General features: G+C 40.1%; 25 protein-coding genes. 12 read left to right on the top strand and 13 right to left on the bottom strand.

Translation table 11 applies throughout. The features are described from left to right. The 4 genes from V7K56_RS08230 to V7K56_RS08215 form a co-directional block, all read right to left on the bottom strand. The coding region (locus tag V7K56_RS08230) for a tetratricopeptide repeat protein (protein ID WP_334909342.1) at window positions 1–2,242 on the bottom strand (2,242 nt) is incomplete at its 3' end. Window positions 2,243–2,311: 69 nt separating this feature from the next. Further along, entirely contained in the window at window positions 2,312–3,031 is a 720-nt protein-coding gene (locus V7K56_RS08225) for a hypothetical protein (protein WP_334909340.1), read from the bottom strand. Between the two features lie 250 nt (window positions 3,032–3,281). Beyond that, complete coding sequence (locus tag V7K56_RS08220) at window positions 3,282–4,409, bottom strand: succinylglutamate desuccinylase/aspartoacylase family protein (RefSeq protein ID WP_334909339.1); 1,128 nt, start codon at window positions 4,407–4,409, stop codon at window positions 3,282–3,284. A gap of 228 nt (window positions 4,410–4,637) precedes the next feature. Beyond that, window positions 4,638–6,632, bottom strand: a complete 1,995-nt coding sequence (locus V7K56_RS08215) for an MASE1 domain-containing protein (protein ID WP_334909337.1) — start codon at window positions 6,630–6,632, stop codon at window positions 4,638–4,640. A 391-nt stretch (window positions 6,633–7,023) separates the two neighbouring features. On the opposite strand from V7K56_RS08215, the gene V7K56_RS08210 reads away from it, so the two are divergent. Continuing rightward, entirely contained in the window at window positions 7,024–10,722 is a 3,699-nt protein-coding gene (locus V7K56_RS08210; RefSeq protein WP_334909335.1) for a tetratricopeptide repeat protein, read from the top strand. 288 nt (window positions 10,723–11,010) lie between these two features. Here the strand turns inward: V7K56_RS08210 and V7K56_RS08205 are convergent, their stop codons facing one another. After that, on the bottom strand, window positions 11,011–11,253 hold the full coding sequence (locus tag V7K56_RS08205) for a type II toxin-antitoxin system HicB family antitoxin (RefSeq protein ID WP_334909333.1): 243 nt from the start codon (window positions 11,251–11,253) through the stop codon (window positions 11,011–11,013). Window positions 11,254–11,985: 732 nt separating this feature from the next. Here V7K56_RS08205 and V7K56_RS08200 point away from each other — a divergent pair. From V7K56_RS08200 to V7K56_RS08185, 4 genes are read left to right on the top strand one after another with little or no spacing between them, the layout of a single operon-like run. After that, window positions 11,986–12,270 (top strand): hypothetical protein, encoded by a 285-nt coding sequence (locus V7K56_RS08200; protein WP_334909331.1) that lies wholly within the window; start codon window positions 11,986–11,988, stop codon window positions 12,268–12,270. Then, a complete protein-coding gene (locus tag V7K56_RS08195; RefSeq protein WP_334909329.1) occupies window positions 12,267–12,686 on the top strand; it encodes a type II toxin-antitoxin system VapC family toxin in 420 nt (139 codons plus the stop codon). Before V7K56_RS08200 ends, V7K56_RS08195 begins: the two co-directional genes overlap by 4 nt. A gap of 24 nt (window positions 12,687–12,710) precedes the next feature. Further along, window positions 12,711–13,163 (top strand): clan AA aspartic protease, encoded by a 453-nt coding sequence (locus tag V7K56_RS08190; protein ID WP_334909327.1) that lies wholly within the window; start codon window positions 12,711–12,713, stop codon window positions 13,161–13,163. Window position 13,164: 1 nt separating this feature from the next. Continuing rightward, window positions 13,165–13,596, top strand: a complete 432-nt coding sequence (locus tag V7K56_RS08185) for a hypothetical protein (RefSeq protein WP_334909325.1) — start codon at window positions 13,165–13,167, stop codon at window positions 13,594–13,596. Window positions 13,597–13,628: 32 nt separating this feature from the next. On the opposite strand, the gene V7K56_RS08180 is transcribed toward V7K56_RS08185, so the two are convergent. The 4 genes from V7K56_RS08180 to V7K56_RS08165 form a co-directional block, all read right to left on the bottom strand. Continuing rightward, window positions 13,629–14,267: a histidine phosphatase family protein gene (locus V7K56_RS08180; RefSeq protein ID WP_334909323.1), complete on the bottom strand. Its 639-nt coding sequence runs from the start codon at window positions 14,265–14,267 to the stop codon at window positions 13,629–13,631. Between the two features lie 235 nt (window positions 14,268–14,502). Then, on the bottom strand, window positions 14,503–15,180 hold the full coding sequence (locus tag V7K56_RS08175) for a class I SAM-dependent methyltransferase (RefSeq protein WP_334909321.1): 678 nt from the start codon (window positions 15,178–15,180) through the stop codon (window positions 14,503–14,505). Between the two features lie 895 nt (window positions 15,181–16,075). Continuing rightward, window positions 16,076–16,258, bottom strand: a complete 183-nt coding sequence (locus V7K56_RS08170) for a CsbD family protein (protein ID WP_100900626.1) — start codon at window positions 16,256–16,258, stop codon at window positions 16,076–16,078. Window positions 16,259–16,609: 351 nt separating this feature from the next. Beyond that, on the bottom strand, window positions 16,610–17,074 hold the full coding sequence (locus V7K56_RS08165; RefSeq protein WP_334909319.1) for a hypothetical protein: 465 nt from the start codon (window positions 17,072–17,074) through the stop codon (window positions 16,610–16,612). A gap of 253 nt (window positions 17,075–17,327) precedes the next feature. Between V7K56_RS08165 and uvrB the strand changes: the two genes are divergently transcribed. The 3 genes from uvrB (at window position 17,328) to V7K56_RS08150 (ending at window position 20,546) form a co-directional block, all read left to right on the top strand. Continuing rightward, window positions 17,328–19,325 (top strand): excinuclease ABC subunit UvrB, encoded by a 1,998-nt coding sequence (gene uvrB / locus V7K56_RS08160; RefSeq protein ID WP_334909317.1) that lies wholly within the window; start codon window positions 17,328–17,330, stop codon window positions 19,323–19,325. Between the two features lie 10 nt (window positions 19,326–19,335). Then, window positions 19,336–19,896 (top strand): Uma2 family endonuclease, encoded by a 561-nt coding sequence (locus V7K56_RS08155; protein WP_334909315.1) that lies wholly within the window; start codon window positions 19,336–19,338, stop codon window positions 19,894–19,896. A 62-nt stretch (window positions 19,897–19,958) separates the two neighbouring features. Next, a complete protein-coding gene (locus V7K56_RS08150; RefSeq protein ID WP_334909313.1) occupies window positions 19,959–20,546 on the top strand; it encodes an AAA family ATPase in 588 nt (195 codons plus the stop codon). Between the two features lie 168 nt (window positions 20,547–20,714). Here the strand turns inward: V7K56_RS08150 and V7K56_RS08145 are convergent, their stop codons facing one another. Further along, window positions 20,715–21,353, bottom strand: coding sequence for a calcium-binding protein (locus V7K56_RS08145; RefSeq protein ID WP_334909311.1), 639 nt, complete (start codon window positions 21,351–21,353; stop codon window positions 20,715–20,717). A 66-nt stretch (window positions 21,354–21,419) separates the two neighbouring features. Between V7K56_RS08145 and V7K56_RS08140 the strand changes: the two genes are divergently transcribed. Further along, window positions 21,420–21,701: an ACP S-malonyltransferase gene (locus tag V7K56_RS08140; protein WP_334909309.1), complete on the top strand. Its 282-nt coding sequence runs from the start codon at window positions 21,420–21,422 to the stop codon at window positions 21,699–21,701. Between the two features lie 189 nt (window positions 21,702–21,890). Here the strand turns inward: V7K56_RS08140 and V7K56_RS08135 are convergent, their stop codons facing one another. The 3 genes from V7K56_RS08135 to V7K56_RS08125 all read right to left on the bottom strand — a co-directional run bounded on the left by V7K56_RS08135 (window position 21,891) and on the right by V7K56_RS08125 (window position 23,608). Continuing rightward, window positions 21,891–22,394, bottom strand: coding sequence for a hypothetical protein (locus V7K56_RS08135; protein ID WP_334909307.1), 504 nt, complete (start codon window positions 22,392–22,394; stop codon window positions 21,891–21,893). Between the two features lie 3 nt (window positions 22,395–22,397). After that, on the bottom strand, window positions 22,398–22,745 hold the full coding sequence (locus V7K56_RS08130; protein ID WP_334909305.1) for an STAS-like domain-containing protein: 348 nt from the start codon (window positions 22,743–22,745) through the stop codon (window positions 22,398–22,400). Window positions 22,746–22,954: 209 nt separating this feature from the next. Then, on the bottom strand, window positions 22,955–23,608 hold the full coding sequence (locus V7K56_RS08125) for a tetratricopeptide repeat protein (protein ID WP_334909303.1): 654 nt from the start codon (window positions 23,606–23,608) through the stop codon (window positions 22,955–22,957). Between the two features lie 24 nt (window positions 23,609–23,632). Between V7K56_RS08125 and V7K56_RS37005 the strand changes: the two genes are divergently transcribed. The 3 genes from V7K56_RS37005 to V7K56_RS08115 all read left to right on the top strand — a co-directional run bounded on the left by V7K56_RS37005 (window position 23,633) and on the right by V7K56_RS08115 (window position 25,363). Continuing rightward, the gene (locus tag V7K56_RS37005; protein WP_442939952.1) at window positions 23,633–23,713 is read left to right on the top strand and encodes an MEKHLA domain-containing protein; all 81 of its coding nucleotides are present in this window, start codon (window positions 23,633–23,635) and stop codon (window positions 23,711–23,713) included. Between the two features lie 132 nt (window positions 23,714–23,845). Beyond that, window positions 23,846–24,565 (top strand): rhomboid family intramembrane serine protease, encoded by a 720-nt coding sequence (locus V7K56_RS08120; protein WP_334909301.1) that lies wholly within the window; start codon window positions 23,846–23,848, stop codon window positions 24,563–24,565. 126 nt (window positions 24,566–24,691) lie between these two features. Next, a complete protein-coding gene (locus V7K56_RS08115; RefSeq protein WP_334909299.1) occupies window positions 24,692–25,363 on the top strand; it encodes a rhomboid family intramembrane serine protease in 672 nt (223 codons plus the stop codon). The last annotated feature ends 81 nt before the right edge of the window (window positions 25,364–25,444 follow it).

Below are 25,444 nucleotides of genomic sequence, written 5' to 3'. Positions count from 1 at the left end.
AATCTCGTGCCTGGTGGTATTCCCGCAAATCTTGGGCAACGCTTCCCAACTGGTGGTAAGTCCTAGCACAGGAGTTGCGATCGCCAAATTCGATAAATATTTCCAGGGCTTGTTGATAATAATCCCGTGCCTGGTGGTATTCCCGCAAATCTTGGGCAACGATTCCCAACTGGTGGTAAGTGCTAGCTAATCCTAATTGATTCTCTCTTTCTGAGACACCACTGAGTTTTTGACTTACTGCGATACTTTTTTGATATGTATCTTTAGCTTGCAGATAGTTTTTTGTAGCCATGTAACAGTAAGCTAATCTATCTAGCACCATTGTCATTTTATAACCTATATCACCTGTCTTAAGTTCATCTGGATAGGCTTCTTGGAGACGAGATACGAATTCAGATAAATTCAACGCATTTTGAATATCTTGATTTAAGTATAATAATTGAAATAAGCAAAAGAAAATATCCAAATTTCCCTGTTTCTCTAAACAAATTTGCAAGGCATTATATAAATTTTCATACTCCAGTCGACAAAAGAAAATCCCGATCTGCCGTTCTTGCGGTTCCTTCGATTCCATGTAGCGATTGTACAAACTAGCTAACCCGATATAGTGGTTTATAAAACCCTCTCGTAATGCTTCGCGGGTAGCTGCATCTAGTTCTGCTAATTTTGCTTTCAGAAAGAAGGGAAAAACAGGTTGAATTTGTAGTAATCTTTCTTCCCCTCTCCTCGCAGGAGAGGGGTTAGAGGAAATATCAGAAAGCAAACCCCAATTTATCGCTTCTTGAATTGCCCCATCAAACTTATCAAAATCATAATCTTTAAACGGCTCTAACTTCTGTAATTCCTTGGCATAATTAGGAATATAGCTCCTATCAATAAACCCACTAAAAGGAGCCAAACACAATAATAATTTCTGAGCATCCGGCGACAAATTACTATGAGAATATTCCACACATTTGAGAATACTCTGGGTTTTATCTTCACTTCCCGTATCTAAATTAATATCTGCTGCTGCCAACTTTGCCAAAATTTTCTGGGATGACAAATTTTTCAAATTCGCTAACACCACTTCCATCGCCAACGGATACCCCGCTAACACCTTCATCAATTTCTGAAAATCCCCATCTTCCCGAATCTTGGCTATCTTCTTTTCATCCCCCACATTCCGCTCTAAAATCTTATTTGATAACTCCGTCCTCGCTTCTGCATCCAATCCTTGTAATTTATAAGTATTCTGCTTAAAAGTCCCTTGCAACCAACTTTCATCACTGCGAGAGCCTAAAATTACCCGCGTTTCTCCCCCTACCAACTGCGTCAAAAAATCTTGCAGTTGCTTTTGCTCGGCTGACCGTAAGGTATTTTGAATCGCTAAAGCTTGTCCCGTCACCGACTCTAAATTATCCAATATTAAAATATGAGATTCTGACCGTAATTTAGCCAGAAGTTTCTGCATTTGAGCAGTTAAACTCATCGCTTGAAAATTCGCAAACTCAAACTTTTTATATACCCGCTTGCCAATCTCAAATAAAATCTGTGTCAGCGTCCAAGCCCTTTCATCATAACCAAAATAAAATATCTCCGGTGCAAAGTTCGTCGTCTGCCACCAACTACGTAAATAATTTAACAGCGTAGTTTTCCCGGTTCCTCCCATTCCTTGCAACAGCAAAATATTATGACGAAATAAAGCCTTCTCTATCTTCAAAATCTCCAAATCTCGCCCGATAAATCCATATTCAGGCGGCGTATATTGATATAAATTACCCAATTTTTCAAAATACTCTTCTTCTTCTTCTTCTTCTCTAAATTTCCGCAAATTTAAATTCACCTGTTGGTTACTATAAGCTACAGGCAAAAGCCAATCTTCCAAATCAATATCGGTATTAAAATAAGCTTTCCGCGTCTTATTATTAAATAACTCCCTTCTCCCCAACCGGATCGCTTCGGTTATCTCCTTCCCCCCAAACAAGTTTTTATAAACCTGTTCCATCATCAACCGTGCAGCTGAAACAGTTACCGAATAACCCATTGCGACTACCATTTGCATTCCCGCAGTCATCAACCGACTACCCAAACTCGTCTCACGGGAATTTTCGTTATTTTCCCCATCTTTCTCATTTCCTCGTACCTGCTTCCCCGACTGACAAGCATTGAGAATACAAACAGGAATCCCCTTCCCCGTCAATAAATCTGCTAATTCTCCCGCCTCTACGGGATCGGCTTTTCCCTTACTTTCCCCATCCAAAAACAAAAATGCTTTTACCCCCTCATAAGGTTGAATATCTTCCCGTCCCCACCTAGCTTGATAGGTATATCAGTTGCGTTTCACTCCTTCTTGAATATCTGCATAACCCATCAACGCCCCGTGACAGTCAAAATGGATGATATGGTAATATCCCGCACCCTTGGCCTCTAAATGTCGTTCTAAACTTTTGTATGTTCCCGGACGCAATAAGTCAATATTTACAGCCAATTGACTATTTTGAATCACCTCAATCAACGGACGAGCAATGGTACGATAACCTACATCATGCTCCTCATCCGGTCGGGCAATTACCACCAACAAGTTAATTACCGCCGATTCTGCCATATTCGCCGCTACTGATGCTGCTTTATCAAGGCGCTTCCGTACCATTACGCAATCCACACCCAAAGGTCGCGGTAAATCTTTATCCCGCATAGCTTCCCAGTGCAGCGCGTGAAATTCGGGACTATTACCCACTATCTCAATTTTTACCTGCTTCAGATTTCCCCGTAGTCCGCGATAATGACTATATGCATCAATATCAGCCTTAAAAACCTGGTTAAATAAACTTTCTCCGTAACTAGCAACGCTCATTTTCGCCGCTTCCGCTTTCTTCCCGTTTAGCATCGGGTAAGTCAGCCATTCCTCAAAATACCATTCGAGTTGCTGTTCTTGCTGGGGTGTAAAAGGGTCAGTAATGTTGATTGGGTATTCGCCACCGTCAAAAATCAAACTTGCGGCAAAACCTGTCTCTGTTGGCTGCTTTTCCCGAATCGTGATGACTGCCATACACAATTTAGCTCAACGTAAATACCAGGATATATTTATATACTTACGCATAAACTACAATTCCAGGAAATTGTCGCCAAATTCACCAGAAAAACCTCCATTTACCATCGAAAGCGTTTCAATTTCTTTATACATTGATGTGCATTTTTGTCAATATTAGTTTTGTAAATATTGCCTTGCGACAACACTGATCTTTCATTGAGTGATGCGATCCGTATAGCAAAATATCTTAATTACGAACTGCTATCCCCTAACTAACAATTCCCAATACAAACTCACCTTCATTCACAGCTTGATTGGTTGCGACATCATAAACCAATCCATCCTGTTGAGCGCAGACATCAATTACACTAGGTAGCTTACCTTCTTTATTAAAACTGAGAATTTGATACAGTTTTTCTCCAACTTTGACTTTAGTACCTAATTCGATTCTGGATTGAATCATACCCCCTGTGATCGCATAATATTTTTTCCGGTTGCTGCTAGATGCAAAAATCATTTCATGGGTTTTTGTGTTATCCGATAAATTATGACTTTGCAGTACACCTTTTTGCACTAAATAATTTTTTACACCCCGTACACCTTTAGCAACTGAATCAGGGTTCATTTGCATTCCTGAGCCTAATTCCAGTGTCCAAGCTTCCACATCAAACTTGATTTCCCTATCAAACTCTTGAAAACAAGCTTCTAGTGCTAACCAAGGTTTGATAAAAGCTTCATCAAAAGCATCTCCATCGTATTTATCAAGTAAGATTCCGAAATCAAGTAGGAAGTATTTTGCACTGTCTTCTCGATTTCGGAAGTAATAAACGTAGTCTAAAGCTTGATTTGTAGAACTATGTAAATCAATTAAGTAGTCTGCATCTAAACTTAGATTTTGTAGCTTGTAGCCAAAAAACTCAGTGTAGGGCACTGCACTAGGAGAATTAATTTTTTCTAAAATTTTCACAAATTGTTGCTTAATTATAGTTAGATAATTTTGTCGAACGACCTTTAGATCGATATGAAGTTGAGATTTAGTAAAAGCTACTAAATCATCAGCTTCTTTCTCGTAATCCCAAAATATGCGATTCCAGTCTTTGGCTTCGTAAACGCAGTAACGTCCAGGAGAAAAATGATGAGCGCGTTCATTCGTCCCCATTGGATTACAAACGGGAACTAGCCAAATTTCTCCAGTTAAATCTGTATCATTTATTGTTAATAAAAACTCAATTAGCTGGTGAATAACGGCATTACCAGCAATTTCTGCACCGTGGAGATTAGATTGAATGTAAACCTTTTTACCAGGTTGAGCGCCGATGAATTTGTATAGTTGTAAGGATAGGCGATCGCCCGAAGCCATTTGACGTAATTCGATAGTCTCAATAACTGGCAGCATAAAACAACTCGGTGATGATTTGAGTAAATTATCGCTGTATTTGCACTAGAGTTGTCGGAAAATAGAAGATAAGTGAAGCAATGATGTCTGTCTGCAATTGGGCTTTTCTTAAGAAGCCATCAAAAAGATCAGAATTTAACAACTAGCAACTTGGTTAATTTGCACTCTACACCTGACTCACCCTGATTTCTATTTTTCCTCTGCCGCTTAGTGACAAGACAGGGTTACTCAAGCAATCCTCTTAGCTTTTACAGGAATCTCAATCACAAACTTGGTGCTTTGCCCCAGTGTGGAGTCACACCAAAGATTACCGCCATGCTTCTCGGTTACAATTTGATAGCTCATAAACAAACCCAGACCAGTGCCTTTACCAACGGGCTTGGTGGTGAAGAAAGGATCAAATAGTTTAGAGCAAATCTCTTCTGGAATGCCTACTCCATTGTCAGAAATTATAATCATCACTTGGTTTGTATCAATTTGACAAGTCTGAATCCAGATGGTATTGAGGTTAGCTGAAATGTCTTGAAACGAACGCCCCTGATTAGATGCTTCTAATGCATCAACAGCATTGCTCAAAAGACTCATAAACACTTGATTAAGCGAACCAGCATCACATTCAATCAGTGGTAACTGACCATACTCTTTAATAACCTGGATCTGTGGGCGATTGGCTGTCGCTTGCAATCGATATTGCAAAATCACTAAGGTACTATCAATCCCTTGATGAATGTCTACCGCTTTCAATTCTGCTTCATCCAAGCGTGAGAAGTTCCGCAGCGATAACACAATAGTAGAGATGCGCTCAGTACCGATTTGCATAGACTCAAGCATCTTGGTTATATCTGACCGTAAAAAGTCCAGGTCAAGTTTATCCAATTCTGCGTGCAGAGCTTGAGGTGGATTTGGATAGTGCTGTTGATAAGCTTGCAATGCTCTCAGCAAATCTTGGATATATTCAGAAAGATGAATTAAGTTGCCATGAATGAAACTAACTGGGTTATTAATTTCATGGGCAACCCCTGCCACCATCTGTCCCAATGCAGACATTTTTTCACTGTGAAGCATCTGTAATTGAGTTTGTTTAAGCGTTTGTAGGGTTTGCTGAAGAGTCGTATTCTTTTCATTCAATTCTTCAGTTCTCTGCTGAACTCGAACTTCTAGAGTTTCGTTGGTTCTAGCTAATTCGGCAAAAGCTAAACGCAGCTTGGTTTCGGCTTGTGTTCGTTCTGCGATCGTCGCTGTCAGCACCAGAATGGTGAGTGTAATCACGCCAATAAACGATTGCAGTTGGATCAAAGATTGGTTGAGATCCTGACTCACAAAACCACCTTTGCCATTAACGGTTGCGATTACAGCGATCGCAGCCACAATAAAAGTGAACAGCGTTGCACCCGGTTGCCCCAGTCGAAAGGCAGACCAGATCAACATCGGAATCAACATATACTCCAGATGATATCCCTCACCAAAAGCAACTTTGCCGATGAGAATTACCAACCCCATCAAGATAACTGGCTCTACTACGATTAACCAGAATCTCAAACGGCGTAAGTCAGCTCTTGAGTGTCGAATATAAGAGAGATTTTCACAATCCTCTGACGTTGAACTGAGGGATAACCATTGCCAGATTGGATGTTGGTTTTTTTGAATGAATTGCCCCCAACTAAGCAGAATCGGGGTGATGATAAAAATTCCGGAAACATTAGAAATCCACCAAGTTAACCAAACTGTCCCATACGCTGTCCAGGGAACTTTACCACTCAATGCCAAGCAAGCCACTCCAACAGTTGCATTGATACTCGGCCCCACCATGTCGGTTAAGATCAAAAATTTGAACACGTCGGTGACACGTTCTAAGGGATAGCGAAGGTTGGTAGTTTTCCGCAGCAGGAAGCCACCCAACAAAGTCCCTAGAGTTGTTCCGATCGCAATTCCCAGAACTGGCAGCGTTGAAATCACCAAGGATAAGAAACTTGTTGGATCTCGGAACGCCCAGAAGTTGGCGAGAAATGAACCGAGCAAAACACCGTACCCGATCCAGTTCCCAAACAACAGCACAGCCCCAGCAGCAATTCCATCTGGGGGCCAAACTGGAGTCACATTCTGAGGTGTGGAGGCAAGATAACGTGAAATTTCAGCCATTTCATAGTAAGCGATCGCCAAAACAACAGTGCCTCCGATTTGCCTTAGCGCATGAGGGAATATAGGCGATTTTTGTTGAATCATCCGTTTAGTGGCTGCTTGATATCAAAGTTACTTGTCTTTACATAGAATGCCCTTTTCCCTTAAGGTCGGAACATAAAGCAGCCATAAAAGTAGTTTACAACCCCATAAAACAAGCAATTTGTCAAGTTAATTTTGTGTAAATGCCTTCTGCCTTACCCCCTACTTGTACTGAGTTAAAACCATAAAAACTGCTTATCCTCTCTGCGCCCACCGTTCGCGTAGCATCTTTGACAGGAGAAGTTCAGATGTTTGACGACAAGCCGTGCGTCTACTGCTAGTTCGCCTTTGGCATTCCCACAGGGTAGCCGCCGCTCCGACTTCTCTCTGCGTCTGTGCGTGAATTCCTCAAATTAAGCTAGCATCAAATTACCCAGTAACCAGCACAGCAACAATGGCAACAAATTGGTTGCGAATCACACATCAAGGCAAAACAATCCAACTTTCCTGGCAACGCGGATATGAAAGTCCACGCCTTGCACCAGAAGTCCTATTTCAGCAACCCTTCGATGAAGAAAACGCAGCTGAATTGCGCTGGTATTTGGAAGATTATTTACAGTTTCCTTACGGTATTTTTCCTGATAACGCTGCAAAAATCGAACAAAAATTACAGCAGTGGGGACAACATTTATTTGAGCTAGTATTTCGCAGCACAGAGAAAGGAAGAGAGTTTTTTCAAGAAGCCACACGAGACGGACTTGATAAATGCGAGCTGGCCATCATTTCCGATAACGCCAACGTGCTGAATTTACCTTGGGAATTGCTGTATTCCCCCGACTATCAATTTCTTGCACCTTCACTAGCGGGGATGTATCGCAGTCTCAGCACTCAGGGCGTAAAAGCACCATTGCCACCCATGCCCAATGATCAACTGAATATTTTACTAGTTATTGCCCGTCCTGACGATGAGCAAGACGTTGGGTTTAAAACCATTGCTCGTCCCCTGCTGGCGGCGTTGCAACCAATACGTCAGCGAGTCAACCTAAAAGTATTGCGTCCCCCTAGCTTGAAAGAGTTTGAAGCGGAACTGCAAGCAAATAAGGGTTTTTATCATATCGTCCATTTTGATGGACATGGGAATTTTGACAGCGAGACACAGGGAGTTTTAGTCTTTGAGGACGAACAGGGGAATGAACAAGCTGTCAACGCTAGGGAAATTGCCCAATATTTAACAGATTGTCGCGTACCGATTTTTGTACTGAATGCTTGCAAGTCTGGACAAGTCGGGGAAGAAGCCTTTTCTTCTGTCGCGGGACAGTTGGTGAAACTGGGGGCTAAGGGTGTGGTAGCAATGGCGTATTCAGTTTACGCCAAAGGTGCAGAACACTTTATTGGGCGGTTGTATGGGGAATTAGTCAGGGGAGAGTGTATCGCCACAGCAGTTGCAGCAGGGCGTAAGTCCATGTCTATTGACAAAATGCGCCCTAGTCCCAAAGGAAATTTACCTTTACAAGATTGGTTAGTGCCGGTGTTGTATCAGCAGGAACCCTATACGCCTTTTGTTCCTCAAAAGACAGTACCCAGTTTTGCTGATTTAATGGCGCAAGCGGACAACACCCCAGAAAGTAGCAAAGCTATAGGTTTACCTGATGAAAGTGCTTATGGTTTTATTGGGCGAGATTATGAGATTTTGCGTTTAGAGAGAGCATTTCGGCAAAATCATCTGGTGCTAGTGCAGGGAATGGGCGGTGTTGGTAAAACTGAGTTAGCCGCAGGTTTCGCCAGGTGGTTGGATGACACTCAAGGACGTACAGGCGGTATGTTCTTCACCTCCTTTGAACAGGGTGCGGGGTTGAGTCAGGTAATTAACCAAATTGGTAGGGCGTTAGGAGGTGAGAGATTTTCCCAAATGATGCCAGAACAGCAAGATGCGGTGGTGCGGCAATATCTGCAAACTAATCCTTGTTTGTTGATTTGGGATAACTTTGAACCTGTCAACGGTTTCCCTACGGGGAATGAACCATTATTAAGTGGGGAAGAGAGAAATAAGCTGAAGCGGTTTCTTAAGGAACTACGGGGTGGTAAATCTTGGATATTAATTACTAGTCGCCGCGAAGAACCTTGGTTAGATTGCGGGTATAGTTTAATCAACTTGCGGGGCTTGTCTCAAGCAGATGCCCAAGAGTTAGCCGCGAAGATTTTGCAAACGGTGGGTGTGGAGAGAAAGAACCTACCAGCAGAGTATTTGGAATTGTTGAAATTGTTGGGGGGACATCCGTTGTCTTTGCGGGTGGTGTTGCCGCATTTAAAGATGCAGACACCTGTGCAGTTAATTGAGGCGTTGCGGCGGGGGTTAGATACTTTTAGGGGACAAGAGGAAGAAGGAAGAGAAAAATCTCTCACTGTGTCGTTAGATTATTCCTTTGCGAAGTTATCAGAACGTACACGACGACATTTACCATTTTTGGCGCTGTTTTCTGAGCGAGTTGCTGTACCGACGCTCCAAACTTTGACAGAAAATTTTGAAGATGACTTTCGACAGTTATATTGTGTTGTCTTTGGTGAAAATTTGCAAAAAGTAGATTGGATTAGAATTCTTAACGAAGCTAGTGTCACAGGTATTTTAGAAGATTTGGGACAAACAATCTACAAAATTCATCCAGCACTACCTTGGTATCTGCGCCAGCAATTAAACACAATGGCTACCCAAGAGGTAATTAATAAACTTGAAAAAAAGTGGCTGATTTTCTACGCTTTCTTTGCTAACAATTTCCGTGAAAAACTTGTGAATAATGCAAATTTAGCAACCTTGATCCTTGAGGTGGAAGAACTAAATCTTTTACAAAGCCTGCGCCTTGCTGAACAACAAAAAGAATGGGCTTGTGCTCAATATATTTTGCAAGCGTTGAGAGAGGTATATAAGCGGTCAGGGCGCAACCCGGAATTTTATTGTTTACGAAATCGAGAGTTAAAACAGATTGGCATCACTTTGGCAGATGTAAAAGCAAAAGGTCAAGATGCTTTTGATTTTTGGATATATCTGCGTAATACGAATGCAGAAGAAGCTGTTCAAAAGAGCGAGTTAGAAATTGCGAGAAAAATTTATCAAGAACTTTTGGATGAACTGGCAGCTTTAGATGATTACTCAATCAATGACAAAATTGCTATCTTACTAAACAATCTAGGCAATGTAGCAGAGAAACAAAAGCAGTTTGATCAGGCAGAGTCTTTTTACCTAAAAGCTCTCAAGATTAGAGAAGATTCAGGAGATTTGTACAAGGCTGCTAGTATTTATCACAATTTAGGTGTACTAGCACAGAATCAGGATAAATTTGATCAGGCGCTTGATTATTATGTTAAAGCCTTAAAAATTTATCAAAATGTGGGGGATTTGTATAAAGCTGCTGGTGCTTATCATCAACTGGGCAGGTTAGCGCAAACGCAACAGCAACTCGATCAGGCACGTGATTATTACTTTAAAGCTTTAAAAATTTATCAAAATATAGGAGATTGGCAAAACACCGCTCATCAATATCACCAATTAGGCAGAATAGCACAGCATTATGGGCAATTTAATCAGGCACGTATTTATTACCTTAGTGCCATGAAGATTGATGAAGATATGGAAGATTGGCATAGCGCTGCTACTGACTATCATCAATTGGGTATGCTTGCTCAGGAACAAACACAGTTTTATGAGGCAAACGCCTATTATTTGAAAGCTTTAAAGATTTATGAAAATTTAGGTGATTCATACAACGCTGCTAGTGATTATCATCAATTAGGCATGGTTGCCCAAAAACAAAAGCAATTTAATGATGCTGTTAATTATTACCAAAAAGCATTTAAAATTTATCAACAACTCAATGATTGGCGCAAAGCTTCTATGGCATTATTTAAATGGAGTAATGTTTTAGAAGCCCAAGAAGATAAGGTACAAGCTTGGCAAATCTTTATTTGTATTTTAAAAATTTATTTTGAGTATAGGGAAGATTGGATTAGCTCGGATATTAATGATTTAGCACGAATACTTAAATTCTTGGGAGAAAGCCAATTTCAAGCCATTTGGCGCGAGGCGACGGGTGAAGAGTGTGCTGGAGATGTGCGCGAGGCAATTTGGGCAGCGCGGGATGAGCTAGAAACAGAGTCGTAGAAGATAACACTATATAAGCTTACAAGCTCAAAGAGAAAATCGACGTAGATGGTAAAAAGCAGAATATTTTTTAGAGTGCTTCCCATTCATCTCTACTGATTTGTGCCTGTTTTAATATTTTTGCTACTCAACCTTTGCTAATGTCTCCTTCATGCTGATTAGGAATGATTAATCTCAGTTCATCCTTAATCATAAATTGATGCTTTTTACCTGAGTATGGCCTCTCAAAACCAAGTTGTTTCAGGCAAGAAATCAAATCCCGTCGATTAATTGCTCCAAAAGCAGGCATTAAGCCACATCCTTATTAAAAGAAAGGGAAATTCCATCTAGTACAGGTAAACTATGCCCTAACTGTAACCCTAATACAATCCACTCTTCCAAAGAATCTTTTAACTCATCTCGGCAAGCTTCAAGTGTCGGAGCATTGGCGTATAATCCTTGTAGCCCAGGTATTTCTGCATAAAAAGTGCCATCGTCTAAAAGTTCATAAGTAGCTCGGTGCAAAGCTGCTTGAATATAGTTTGTTAACATTTTCTATTTGGGTTGGTTTTTACTTTAGTAGCTTAATTTTAGGAAATTTAGTCAGTATTTTGTCGAATTTTCTGCCTACTTAGAAGGTTTTAAAAGAGTTATTACGTTAAGTTTGCACAAAAAATATTGTTTTCTAGGGTGTGTTGCTCATTCATCAGTTTTATTTAAGCATTGCTAGCGATCGCCCAAAGCGCACTACCCTAAAGAGCGATCGCATAAGCTTTTGTCAAAAAGTTGTAATGTTAAGCCTTAATCTTATGATGCTGGTGATTAATGTTGTAATGTTAAGGCTTAATGTCGTAAGGTTAAGCCTTAACCTTATAGCGTTAAGCCTTAATGTCGTAACCTTAAGGCTTAATCTTGTAATGTTGGTGACGACAAGACATTCACTTATAACTGCGATCGTTGATTTAAGAACTAATAAATTCTCTCTAGATAATTTTCTAGGAGATATCGATTTTGGTAAATAGAATATAGGTTGGGTTAAAAGACGAAACCCAACACCTCAAAGTCTTGTAATTGTTGGGTTTCACTCCGTTCAAACACTACTTCACTCAAGTCGGAAAACCCGCCCACATGAGTGGCTCCCCAACCTACGCATCTGTTTTATTTTTTCTAGAATTGGTATTAATTACAACAAGGTAGTTATTCAGAAGTGCGATATCTACGGCGGGTTACGCTTACGCAATATTTATGCAGTGTTCTATCCTAGAAACAAAAAGGAGCAAAAGTATGCAAGCCTACAAGCTCAACGCCACAATTGATGAATCAGGTCATTTAATTATTGACGAACCTCTAAATATTGCTCCTGGAAAAGTGGAAGTGATTATTTTGCAGCCAGTTGCATCCTTGAAAACTACTACAGAAACTACCACTGAGTCACAGCCAGAAAAGCCGAAGAGACAAACAAAAATCAAAGCTTTGCAAGGCTGGTTTGAAAAAACACAACCTACGCCTTCTGATTTTGACCCAGACCAAGCCAGATGGGAGGCTTTAAAGGAGAAACATAATCTGTGAAAGTCCTCCTAGACAGCAATGTTATTCTCGATGTTGCTCTTGAGCGACAACCTTTTTTTGGCAATAGTGAGACAGTTCTATCATTTGTTGAAGCGGGGCAGATAGAAGGCTACATCTGTGCATCTTCCTTTAGCGACATTTACTACATCATCAGTAAAGATAAAGATAGAAATTTAGCTCTTGAATTTTTGAGGGAAATAGTTACTTTCTGCCAAGTGGCCACCGTAGACAGTACTACAATCAACATGGCACTAAACCTTAACTTTAGAGATTTTGAAGACGCTATTCAATACAGCAGTGCGGTACTCAATCATTTAGATGCTATTATTACTCGCAACCCTAGAGATTTTTCAGTTGTTACTCCCAGAATTCTTACACCTCAACAGTTGATTCAGGAATTAACAAATTCTCCATAAATAATTTTTGAGGAGATAGAAATTATGGTAAACCTCAATCGTTCTAATGATACCAGCAATGATTCTATGGGTGCAGTTCGCATCAAAGTTAAACTGACAAATGCCATAGACGAAGCACTTGTGAGTCGAGGAATGCTTAACCCCAATATGCTGCGAGTCTGTGAAACAGAAGCACTTATAGATACTGGAGCTGTACGTACAGTTTTACCAATATTAATTGTAGAGCAGTTAGGTTTGAGGATTCGGGGTCAGCAGATTGCTCAATATGCTAACGGCATGGAAGAATCTATCGGTGTGATGGAACCTGTAATTATAGAATTAGAAGGGCGAGAAACTACTGAAGCTACATTAGTGACAGGAAATACTGTGCTGATTGGGCAAACAGTACTGGAAACGCTCGATTTATTAGTAGATTGTAAGAATCAGCGACTTGTACCCAATCCTGAGCATCCCAATTATCCCGTACTAAGGATATAGCATGAATCCCCAATTAACCTCTGTTGAAATCCAAGAATTTCAGCAACTTCTCCCAAACGACACCCCAGCGCAAAAAGCGCTTACTACCCTACAGCACCACAACGGCAATCTAGAAGCGAGTTTTGATGCACTCTGGCAAGAGAAAGTCGGCACAACAAATTATAGTAGGGGAAAAAAATCTCTGTTGCAACTCACCCTCGATGAAATTCGCGCGGAAATCTGTGGTGATGATGGTTTACGGGGCAAACTCAAAGAATACACTAATAACCCCGGTAGTGCTTCTTTGCTCAATAGTATCATTGGCTCACTGGTTGCGGTTGCAGCAGTACATGGAATACCAATTGATGCTGCGATCGCCACAATTGTCGTGTTATATATTTTGAAAATTGGGATAAACGTTTTATGCAAATATACTGAGCCAGAGAATAAATGAAAGCAGGGGAAAAATAATAACTCCTAACTCCATCATGTCCCCGGTAAATTTAGCAACCGCTCATCCAAATGCCTACGGTCTGCCAAAACTTTTAACAAGGGCCCATGTGAGGTAAATTCTACAATACTGACCGAACCAACAGGGCATCCCAAACGAAAACGGAAGCGTCCCACATCAATCCCTAGTAAACTACACAGAATAATTCTGATAGTTGCCTTGTGGGAAACCAATAAAACATTGCCACTAGTATAATTTTGCTTGATTTCTTCAATTACCTGCAAGGCGCGATAAGCAATTGTAACCGCCATTTCTCCACCATTTGGCGCATTCCAAGCAGGATCTGCTGACCAGCGAATATAATCATCGTGATATTCACGGCTAATTACTTCTGGGGTTTTTCCTTCCCACAAGCCATAATTGATTTCCTTTAAACCATCTCTAAGTTGTGGTTCTATCTTTATTGCTTCACACAAAGGTTTTGCTGTCAATACAGTTCGCTGCGTGGGACTACAAAATATTGCTGTCCAATCCATAGAACTATATGTCTGTGCAAAAGCTTTTGCCATCTCCAAGCCTTCTGGAGTGAGTTCTGAGTTTATAGAACCGCAAAAGGAATTGTTACGGCTGCATTCTGTCTGTCCGTGACGGAGGAAATAAAGAGTTAGGTTCACGGTATATTCTCATAGATTGTGAATTTAAGAGCGCTAACAATCAGATGTTGCTGAAGATAGTTAATGCCTGTGGTATATTACTACAATTCCTGAGATTTGAAATGATTTTCAGATTGAGCAAAGTTGCCCAAGTAACTACGTTGATGAACCGCTGAGACATCATAAGTATTTTTGTCTAAATACAGTCTCAACCTTTTTTGTACCTTTTTCGACCCGTTGAACTCACGTTAATCTACTATTTTTTTGCGCTATGAATAATGAAAAATGAAGGATAAACATCACCATTTATTCTCTCTGTTCCTGTATCATTAATTTCTGCATATTCCAAAACTTGGAATTGACTAAAAAAAATAGGTGAAAAATATTCTTGAAAAGTATGCGATGGTTCCTCTACAACTAAAGCGCCATCAAACAAAACTGATTTCACTATTTCTTGTTGATAGTAGTCTTTAGGACTAACTCTTTTTTCAATAAACTGACGAATTGGATGAGTTACCAAAAAAATGAATCTAGCATTATCATTGGTTATCCTGATAATTTCTTTATAAATACTCTGAATATCAATTGCTGTTTGAAATGCCCATTTGCTTACAACAATATCAAAATAATGATCGGGGAAGGGTGTTTGCGTAAAATCACAGGTATAAAATTTATTAGGAGAAAATAATTTCTGAGCTTCCTGTATCATTTCTGTTGATGAATCAATTCCAAATACATCAGCCCCTTGTTTTTGGAGAATCAGCAAGTCTAAACCATCAGCACATCCCATATCTAAAACTCTTTTACCTTGGATATCAAATTTATTGATGTATTCATGAAATATTGTTTTACTCTTAGCATCGTATTCTTGACTGCCCTTGAGAAAAAGTGTTTTATGGTTATCGTATTGCTGTACTAAGTAATTTTTATCCATATTCTAAGCTTCTCTATGTACATGATTGAAAAAGTAATACCAATTCAAAATTCATGCATTAAGAAAGCCAGACATAACAAAGGTTTAGGAGTATGTATCTGTCGCATTTTTTTTTCAAATTAGTATAATTAATAATTTTCTCAAACAAACGATCCACCTCACCAATCTTTTCAAAGACACACATCTCCTTGTACAATAGCCCACTCTATTTACCTAAATGGAATTATGTATTGGTTGAGTTTGTTAGCCTAGACTTTGCTAGTAGCTTTTTGTTACTGCTTTTGTTTCCGGCTCAAGTTTCCGGCGCTGATCACACACAACCCTGATTTGGTCGCATATTTACTGTGTTGGTTGTTAGATACAGCGCTTCCTGCTGTTATGAAGTACAGTTTCTCCCCTCTTTGCTATCTCCTGTACCCTTTCAGGACTGAGAACGTACCTCACAATAAATGGCGGGAACTGCTGTATGGCTCAAAAGCCCAAATTCTGTATAGAACATATGTATGATGCATAAGTCCTAATCTCTATTGTGATAGCTAAAAAATAAAGGTGGGTATTACCCACCTTATTTATTACTTATTTTGCCAACTCAATATTTAGAAGTTACTTGCGACTTGCGGATGTTGAATCGGCTGTAGTACTATCCAAAAATTTAACATTCCTCAATTTTTAATAGAGTTTGATTCTCTAATTTTTTTATTGAAAATTGTAGAGACGTGATTAATTACGTCTCTACAAAAATTCTAACAATCAAGCAATATTCTATTTTCTATTCCTAGCTCAGGGAATCTGAAAAAAGTTTAGCTTGGCTCTCGAACAACTCATATTTTTTTGCACAAATTAGGATATACCCTATTTATATTCCTCAATTTTATGCAAAATAAAGTATGAATTATTAGTCAATATTTTTCTTTACATTATCTTTTACATCTTCTATACCATGACGTACTTCGCTTTCAGCTTGCTTTGCTTTGCCTTCTGCTTTATCTTCTGGATCTCCAGTGACATTTCCTAATGCTTCTTGGGCTTTACCTTCAACATTTTTAGCAGCAGCTTTAGCGCGATCTTCTATGCTCATTTTGGTACTCCTTATTTTATGATAAGTTAATTTCAAAGCTGTAAACTAACTTTGAAATCTTTTGTTATTACTTTTACACAATAGCTTAAAGTTTTTGCTAAAGCCTTCCACCACAAGACATATTAAACAATGAAAAATGAAAAATGAAAAATGAAAAATGAAAAATGAAGAAAGGTAATTGTAGTAAGCATTCTGGGTGTTGACTGAATATAAATTCAAGTAAGCAGAGTTTAGTTACCTATGCTAAAAGACATAGAACAAATGTCACAGATGGTAATCTTTACTTTTTAAATAAAAAAACCCATTTTCCATACGAAACTGGGTTAATAAAGTTATGGGGATGTTTTTTGTTTAATCTAGAAAACCCATCAGGCTTTCAGAATTGTCAATCTCATTTGATGCTATCGGACGGTTCCCGAATGTTGAATAGCTTTCATCAATTACCAATGAACTTGAGGCAATTGGACGAATCCCAGAGAGATTAATACTTTCAACCACTTGGAGTGTATTAGCACCAATTGGACGAATACCCATTGCATTATAGGTTTCAACGACTTCCAAACTACTGGTGCTAACGGGACGTACCCCAGCAATTGAGAGTTTTTCAGCAATTTCTAAGTCGCTAGCGCCTATGGGACGAATTCCAGAAATGGCGAGTGTTCCAGAAGCTCCCACCGGCAGTTCATTGACTTCCTCGACTTTATCTGCATTCAAGCTCTGGTCTTGTTGATTTTCAACTGCTGCTATAGCTTCCCCTGGAGACTTGGCATACTTTTGCCGAGAACTGGTTGCTTTGCCAGTGTTGCTAATAGTCATAAACGAACACCTCTAGTTTGTTAATTGAATTTTACAATAATTAAGGAAAGATGAAATTTTTTCCCATATACCTTAGAGTTTAACCTTAAAAAACCTCATATAGATATAAGAATCTTTAAAACTAATACATAAGTAAATTTAAAGTAATAATTTTTGTAAATAATTATTACTATTTATTTGGTATAAGAAGCCAGCTACAATGGATACAGGGCGGAATCGTCACTATGAGATAGGGTATTTACAGTAAAACTGTATGACAGAATTTTGTCTTCAAGCTCCCTTTAGTCCTACAGGCGATCAACCACAAGCGATCGCCCAACTGACTGCTAGCATCCAATCAGGAAATCGTTACCAAACTTTACTAGGAGCCACTGGAACTGGTAAGACATTTTCGGTAGCAGCAGTTATTGAAAAAATTGGCAAGCCTACTTTAGTATTGGCGCATAACAAAACCCTGGCTGCACAGCTTTGTAACGAGTTGCGGGATTTCTTTCCTAACAACGCTGTCGAGTATTTTGTCAGCTACTACGATTATTATCAGCCAGAAGCGTATATTCCCGTTACCGATACTTATATTGAAAAAACAGCGGCAATTAATGATGAAATAGATATGTTGCGGCATTCAGCAACGCGATCGCTTTTTGAACGTCGTGATGTCATTGTCGTTGCTTCCATCAGTTGCATCTACGGTTTAGGAATGCCATCAGAATATCTGAAAGCTGCCATCCCTCTTCAGATAGGTATGGAAGTAAATCAACGCCAAATTTTACGGGATTTGGCAAATGTTCAATATAGCCGCAACGACATAGAAATGGGCCGAGGAAAATTTCGTGTCCGTGGTGATGTCTTAGAAATTGGTCCAGCTTATGAAGACCGGATTATCCGTGTCGAATTCTTTGGTGATGAAATTGACGCAATTCGCTACATCGATCCAGTAACAGGTGAAATTCTCAAAAGTTTAGAAGCGGTGAATGTCTACCCTGCGCGTCACTTTGTCACCCCAGAAGAACGATTAGAAATAGCTTGTGATGACATCACCGCAGAATTAAAACAGCAAAAACTAGACTTAGAACAAGCTGGCAAACTATTAGAAGCGCAACGCATAGATCAACGTACACGCTATGACTTGGAAATGCTCCGCGAAGTAGGTTACTGTAATGGCGTCGAGAACTATTCGCGTCACTTAGCAGGAAGACAAGCTGGAGAACCACCAGAATGTTTAATTGATTATTTTCCTAAAGATTGGCTATTAATTATCGATGAATCTCACGTTACCGTCCCCCAAATTCGCGGCATGTATAACGGCGATCAAGCGAGAAAAAAAGTTTTAATTGAACATGGATTTCGGCTTCCTAGCGCTGCTGATAACCGTCCTTTGAAAGCTGAGGAATTTTGGCAAAAAGTAAATCAGTGTATTTTTGTTTCAGCAACTCCGGGAAATTGGGAATTAGAAGTTTCTGAAGACCATGTAGTTGAACAAGTAATTCGTCCAACTGGGGTGATCGATCCAGAAATTTCTGTACGTCCCACAGAAGGACAAATTGATGATTTGTTAGGAGAAATTAAAGATAGAGTTGACCTCCATGAGCGAGTGTTAATTACTACATTAACCAAGCGGATGGCGGAAGATTTAACCGAGTATCTGCAAGACCACAGTATTCGGGTGCGATATTTACATTCGGAGATTAATTCAATTGAGCGCATTGAGATTTTGCAGAACTTGCGTGAAGGTACATTTGATGTATTGGTTGGAGTGAACTTGCTGCGGGAAGGTTTAGATTTACCCGAAGTTTCCTTAGTAGCAATCATGGATGCTGATAAAGAAGGGTTCTTACGAGCCGAACGTTCCTTAATTCAAACTATTGGTAGAGCGGCGCGTCACATCCAGGGACAAGCGATTATGTATGCTGATAATTTAACAGACAGCATGATTAAAGCCATTGATGAGACAGACAGGCGGCGTGGGATTCAAACGGCATATAATCGACTGCATGGGATTACACCGCAACCGATTGTGAAAAAATCGAGTAACGCGATTTTGTCTTTTTTAGATGTATCTCGGCGGTTGAATGCAACTGATTTGAAAGTAGTAGATGAACATCTAGATGAACTGCCATTAGAACAGATTCCCCAATTGATTACTCTGTTAGAAACGCAGATGAAAGAAGCGGCGAAGAAACTGGAATTTGAAGAAGCGGCAAAATTGCGCGATCGCATTAAGCATCTGCGGGATAAAATGCTAGGACGTTAACGTGAATCTTATGCTGACCAATATTCGCCTAATTAGTGTTCAAGAATATCACCAAATGGCGGAAATGGGGATTTTTCATCCTGAAGAACGCTTAGAATTAATTGCGGGACAAATCATCAGAATGTCAGCAAAAGGAACTGCTCACGAATCAGCAATTACCCGCACAGAAAGATTATTACGTCAACGTTTAGGTGACAAAGTTTTATTAAGAATCCAGTCACCAGTGCAACTTGATGATTATTCAGAACCAGAGCCAGATATTTCATTGGTGAAGCTGAATCCATTAGATTATGAGGATCACCATCCCAATGCTTCAGAAGTGTTTTTACTGATTGAAATAGCTGATTCCAGTCTCAAATACGATCGAGAAGTAAAAGCGATCGCTTATGCTAAGTTAGGCATTATTGAGTACTGGATTTTAGATGTCAATGGACGTAAGTTGTATATGTATCGTCTTCCCAGTCCAGACGGCTATCACAGCGAGAGCATACTTGCAGAGGATGTGACAATTTCACCTTTAGCCTTCCCTGAATGTGCGATCGCAATTCGGGAATTATTGCGAAAAGTCTAGGAGGCGATCAGCAATATCAAATCAATGCTAAGTTGTAGTCGATGTGAGAGCCACTGTCACACATGATCATTTGGTTGAATGGAGCCTTTGGGGTTGGCAAAACCCAAACTGCCTTCGAGCTATACAGTCGAGTCCCTGGTAGTTTTGTGTTCGATCCTGAACAAATTGGTTTTGCGCTTCGTAAAGTTGTACCACCATCAATGCATAGAGACTTCCAGGATTATCCAATGTGGCGTGAGTTTACTTACCAAAGTTTACGGTATGTTGCTGAAACCTTTGCAGGAAAAATTATTGTTCCAATGACCGTAGTTAATCCGCTCTACTACGAGCAAACCGTAGGAATGTTACGTAAAGAGGGATTTCAGGTGCATCATTTTACCTTACTTGCTTCTCGCAACACGGTTTTGCGTCGGTTGCGTCGGCGTGGTGATGGAAGTAGCTCTTGGGGCGCGGCTCAACTCGATCGTTGCATAAAGTCCTTATCTGATGAGAGGTTTTCGGTTCATCTCAACACGGAGGGTAAATCAATAGAGGCTGTTGCAGAGGAAATTGCTAATTATGCAGGTCTTGATCTCAAACCTTTAACTTTGCATTCCATCTTACGTCCTCTGAAACGGATGATTGTACAGGTACGCCATATTCGTTTCTAGTTAGTCGATTACGGTGATCGCATTAAACATCTGCGGGATAAAATGCTGAGACGTTAACGTGAATCTTATGCTCATAGAAGGCGTACATCACAGTATTTTGGGGCAATCCGACGAAGTTTGCCTCAACATGTTCAATCTCTCGGTTGTGGTTGACTTAACACACGGTTTCTAGAAAATGGTGATAGTATTACTGGCAACGACGAAAAGACCGGAAACTGTCGCAATCTGAGTGTCTTCAACGAACAGTGCGCCTGTACTGCTGTTGAACGTAACCGCATCGAGAGAGTCTATATCTATTCCGAAACCTTCGGCGGAAATCCAAATCTGATCATCAGTGAAGAAATCGAAGTCAGTGATGGTATCAATTCCTTCATCTGGGGAATTAAAGTAAAATCTATCGGCACCGTCTCCGCCTGTAAGTATGTCCCTGCCCAAGCCTCCAACTAGGGCGTCATCACTGACATTACCTTGTAACACGTCATTGCCATCATTGCCAATCAGGCTATCATTGCCAGCGCCACCGAAAAGGTTGTCAGCACCTGCCCCACCTTCTAAGGTGTCATTACGGGTGCCGCCAGTCAGCACGTCGTTGCCATTATTGCCAATCAGGCTATCATTGCCAGCGCCACCCAAAAGGCTGTCATTACCAGTAGCACCATTTAAGATATCGTCACCAAAGCTGCCATTCAGGGTGTCATTACCAGACGGGCTATTAGCATTGCCACCCCTAGCCCATCCATATAATGTGTCATTTCCCGAAGTTCCATTTCTTGTGTCAGAACCTGTGGTGCCGTAGATAGTTGCCATTTTTGTTTTTTCCTAACTTTCCTAATTGATGTTCAGGGTAAAAGTCAGCTTATCACAATTGCAGAAATGGATTTATCGATCAACAGTGATGACAGGGTTGTTTGGCGATTAGCTCAGGAAAATCAGATAATTTTGCTTACAGCTAATCGCAGCATGAAAGGGAAAGATTCGCTCGAACAAGTCATACGTGAAGAAAATACCTTAGCATCGTTACCCGTAATTACGATTGGCAATGCCGATCAACTGCTAAACGACTCTGAATATCGAGGTCAGTGTGTTGAAAGTCTGATTGAAATTGTGCTTGATATTGATAGTTATAGAGATGCAAGGCGAATCTTCATCCCGTAATGTGGTTAACTATTCGTTCATTGCGATCGCATTAAACACTTGCGAAATAAAATGCTAGGACGCTAAACCTAATTAGCGCACCACTAACTTATTTTGTAAAGCAGCTTTCTGAATGACATAGTTGTTGCTTATAAAAACCTGAATACCCGGAACAACACTATAATCAATGTCATCTGTAATGATTTGAATTTATCCTGCTCCTGCTCTACTAATCGCTTCTAGGAGCAGTAGATCATAGCCGTCAACAGCTTGAGTTTTGAATCGGTTGATGGCCGCATCAGTAGTTGCATCATCTACTGTAAGATCAATAGGAACAGTGATCGCTTTAACCCGACGCCAAGTAAACTGAACTTCAGCAACAATTTTTGCCCGTTCTATTGGGTCATTATGCCGATATTCTTTGATTGGTAGCCACCCATGAGATTGGATATAAATCTCATATTCAGTTTTTTCAATGATATGAGCAAGCTCTGCTAAAGTAAGCCCAGAGTAGGTTAGAGTAGCTCCGTTTGAAAGTGCTTGGTTGAGATAGTAGGGATAATTGTTGAGTTGGTAAAATTTAGCGCTAAACGCAGCATTTGCATAAGCGTACCAAAACCAGACGTTTGTATCTACGAAGAAAATATCACCTTGCTGTGAAGTATCAGTTTTGATGTTGATGACATCAGCTTGGATGTTGAGGTTAATCGCCATACCTCAAGGAGTTACAGCTATATTTGCGATCGCTATATCCACAGCAGTACGATATTTTTCATCAGAGTAATATCGTTTGGCATTAGCCATTACATGTTCCAGAACATCATACCCATCAGCGTTGAGAGAAGTGAATTCAACTAACTGGTTGAGTTTCTCTGCTGAAATGTCCTTCAACAATTGACCAAAGCCGAAGTTCACGAATGGAGACGTAAAAACTTTCACGCCTGTAAAATCCAATTCTACAGGTTCGCCAGCTAGCAAAAGTGGATGAATCTGGTCATATAGTTTCTGTCCACCATCAGCAGTAATGGCGTATTCTCCAACAATATCGTAAATTTTGTATACCATTTCTCCATCTCCCGCTCTCTAGAATATTTGCTTCCTGAGTTGAGGAACTTCAGAAGCTAGACAGTAGTAGGACTCATCACATCGAAGGGCAATATTAACTAGCGTCCCTGAAAGACTAGTACATTTGTTTTTATATATGATTCCATTATCCCTTATAGTGACATACCCATCATTACTAAAAATCATCAAGTTTCCATAATACTCCAAGCTCAAGAAGGCATTCTCTTGGACATTAATAGTTGACTTATCCAGTCTCGTAATTTTTTATGTACCTGCGCTAAATACCACATATAATCATCAATTTTGTATTGTTCAGCAGCTTTAACTATATAATCCTGAGCCAAATCAACATTATTCTCAACTTCGTAATATAATCCCAAGTAAAGATGACTGTAAAAATTTCCCTTTATCCCTTCTGACTGACCAACAGTTAAAACATCATCTTGTGTACAATCTCCAGCATAGAAATCATATACGCGCTGCATAACACGTCGAGGGTCATTTTTTACAGTTAATAAAGAATTACGCGCCTCTTCAACACCTAATGAGCGAGCTATGCAGAGATATCGCCATACTGTTTCTTCTACATCTTGAGCATTTACTGTCAAATCTATTTCAAATTGTTCGGCACCCTCAGTAAATCTTTGTGCATAATAGTACGATAATCCCCGTTGCCAGAGGTAGGGTTTGATACGGGCATCCAACTGCTCTGCTATGTCAAAATCTTGAATAGATTCATCAATCTTGGCTAGTTGAAAGTTAACCATGCCTCGGCGAATGTAAGCATTAGGATTTTTCGGCTGATTGTGAATGGTTTCGTTCCACTGTTGGAGTTGATTTTCCAGAGAATTTGAAAAAAACATGAGTAGCCAAGCCTAGAATATACTATCCTATGGAACATCTTAGATGAACAAAATCAGCACTGTAGTCAAGCTGTTTTCTTCTCTAACTGGAAAATTATGGCATGACAATTATTGCTTTCGGGTAAATCCTACAATAAATCTCAAATATCAAATTGAAATCCATCCACGAGGTAGAAGAAACTACTTATAAAATTCCGTATTGTAGAACTGCTGTCTTAAAATCAGGAAAAAACGCTTGTGGTTCCCATTAGAGATAATAATCCGACAAAAATCACGCCTTATGTAACTTATGGACTGATTGCTGTCAATGTCCTCGCTTTTCTTTATGAAGCAAATCTTCCTCCACAAGCATTAAATGGGTTTTTACACCTTGCAGCTGTAGTTCCACGAGAACTCACCTTAAGTTTTGCGGGTATCTCTGTACATCAACCAGTACCAGAGTGGGCAACTTTGATTACTTCTCAATTTTTGCACGGTGGTTTCTTGCATTTAGCAGGTAATATGTTGTTTCTCTGGATTTTTGGTAACAACGTTGAAGATAAGTTAGGTCATGCCAAATATTTACTGTTTTATTTATCTTGCGGTGTTTTGGCATCCTTGACCCAGTGGTTCTTCGCTCAAGATTCTAGCATTCCTTCTTTGGGTGCAAGTGGTGCGATCGCAGGTATTCTGGGTGCATATATTCTCCGCTTTCCCAATGCTGAAGTTCTCGGCGTTGTACCTTTAGGGTTTTTCTTCCCAACTTTCCGTGTCCCTGCATATTTCTTTTTAGGATTCTGGTTTCTCGAACAAGCCTTTTACGGACTTGCTAGCCTCGAAACACCTACCAACATCGGTATGGAAAACGGCGGTATTGCCTACTGGGCCCATGCCGGCGGGTTTATCTTTGGGGCAATTCTTGGCCCACTGTTGGGTTTATTTAGCGATAAATCCCAGGAAGAATTTTGGTACAAGTAATTTTTCATAATATCGTTGTTACCCTCAATTATGCTGATTAATTTCATAGGTGAAATTGTTTAACCTTCGCAACTGCTAACCTTACAAGCTATATTGCAGTTAGTCAATAATTTAGGAAAAACACCTGTGTTTCCCCTCTACGATGAAAATCCAACGCGAATCACCCCGTATTTCACCTACGGGTTAATTGGCATGAATATTTTAGTTTTTATTCACGAGGTGAGTCTGTCACATGCACAATTGAGTCAGTTTTTAGGTGAGTATGCGGTAGTGCCTCAACAGTTAACCACCAATTTAAGTGGAGAGTGGATAACATTATTTACGTCACAATTCTTACACGGCGGTTGGTGGCACTTAATCTCGAATATGGTATTTCTCTGGGTTTTTGGCAACAATATTGAAGATCGATTGGGTCATGCCAAATATCTGATTTTTTATTTGGTATGTGGTGCTTTAGCTGCCTTATGCCAATGGTTTTTGGGGATGAATTCTGAGATTCCTTCCTTGGGAGCAAGTGGTGCAATTTCTGGGGTTTTGGGTGCGTACATTATCCGCTTTCCCCACGCTCAAGTCATGACTTTAATATTTTTGGGGATTTTCATCACTACAATCAGAGTTCCAGCACTAATAATAATTGGACTTTTCATTGTGCAAAATGTGATATCCGGTCTTGCTACCCTACAAACAGCCGCTAACATGACTGTAGAAACTGGTGGAGTCGCCTACTGGGCACATATCGGTGGTTTTGTTTTTGGCGTAATTCTCGCCCCCCTATTTGGCTTGTTTCGGCGCGACTAAATACAGTATTTCTTGAAGCTCGTAGCAAAAAAATAGCTACCTTTTAATTGTCTGCGTATCCTCTGGATTAGAATTTTCACA

Source organism: Nostoc sp. (assembly GCF_036917535.1).
In the GTDB taxonomy this organism is placed as follows: Bacteria; Cyanobacteriota; Cyanobacteriia; order Cyanobacteriales; family Nostocaceae; genus Nostoc.
Note: the sequence above shows the minus strand (reverse complement) of the source record. Positions and strands in the feature narration are given on the sequence as shown.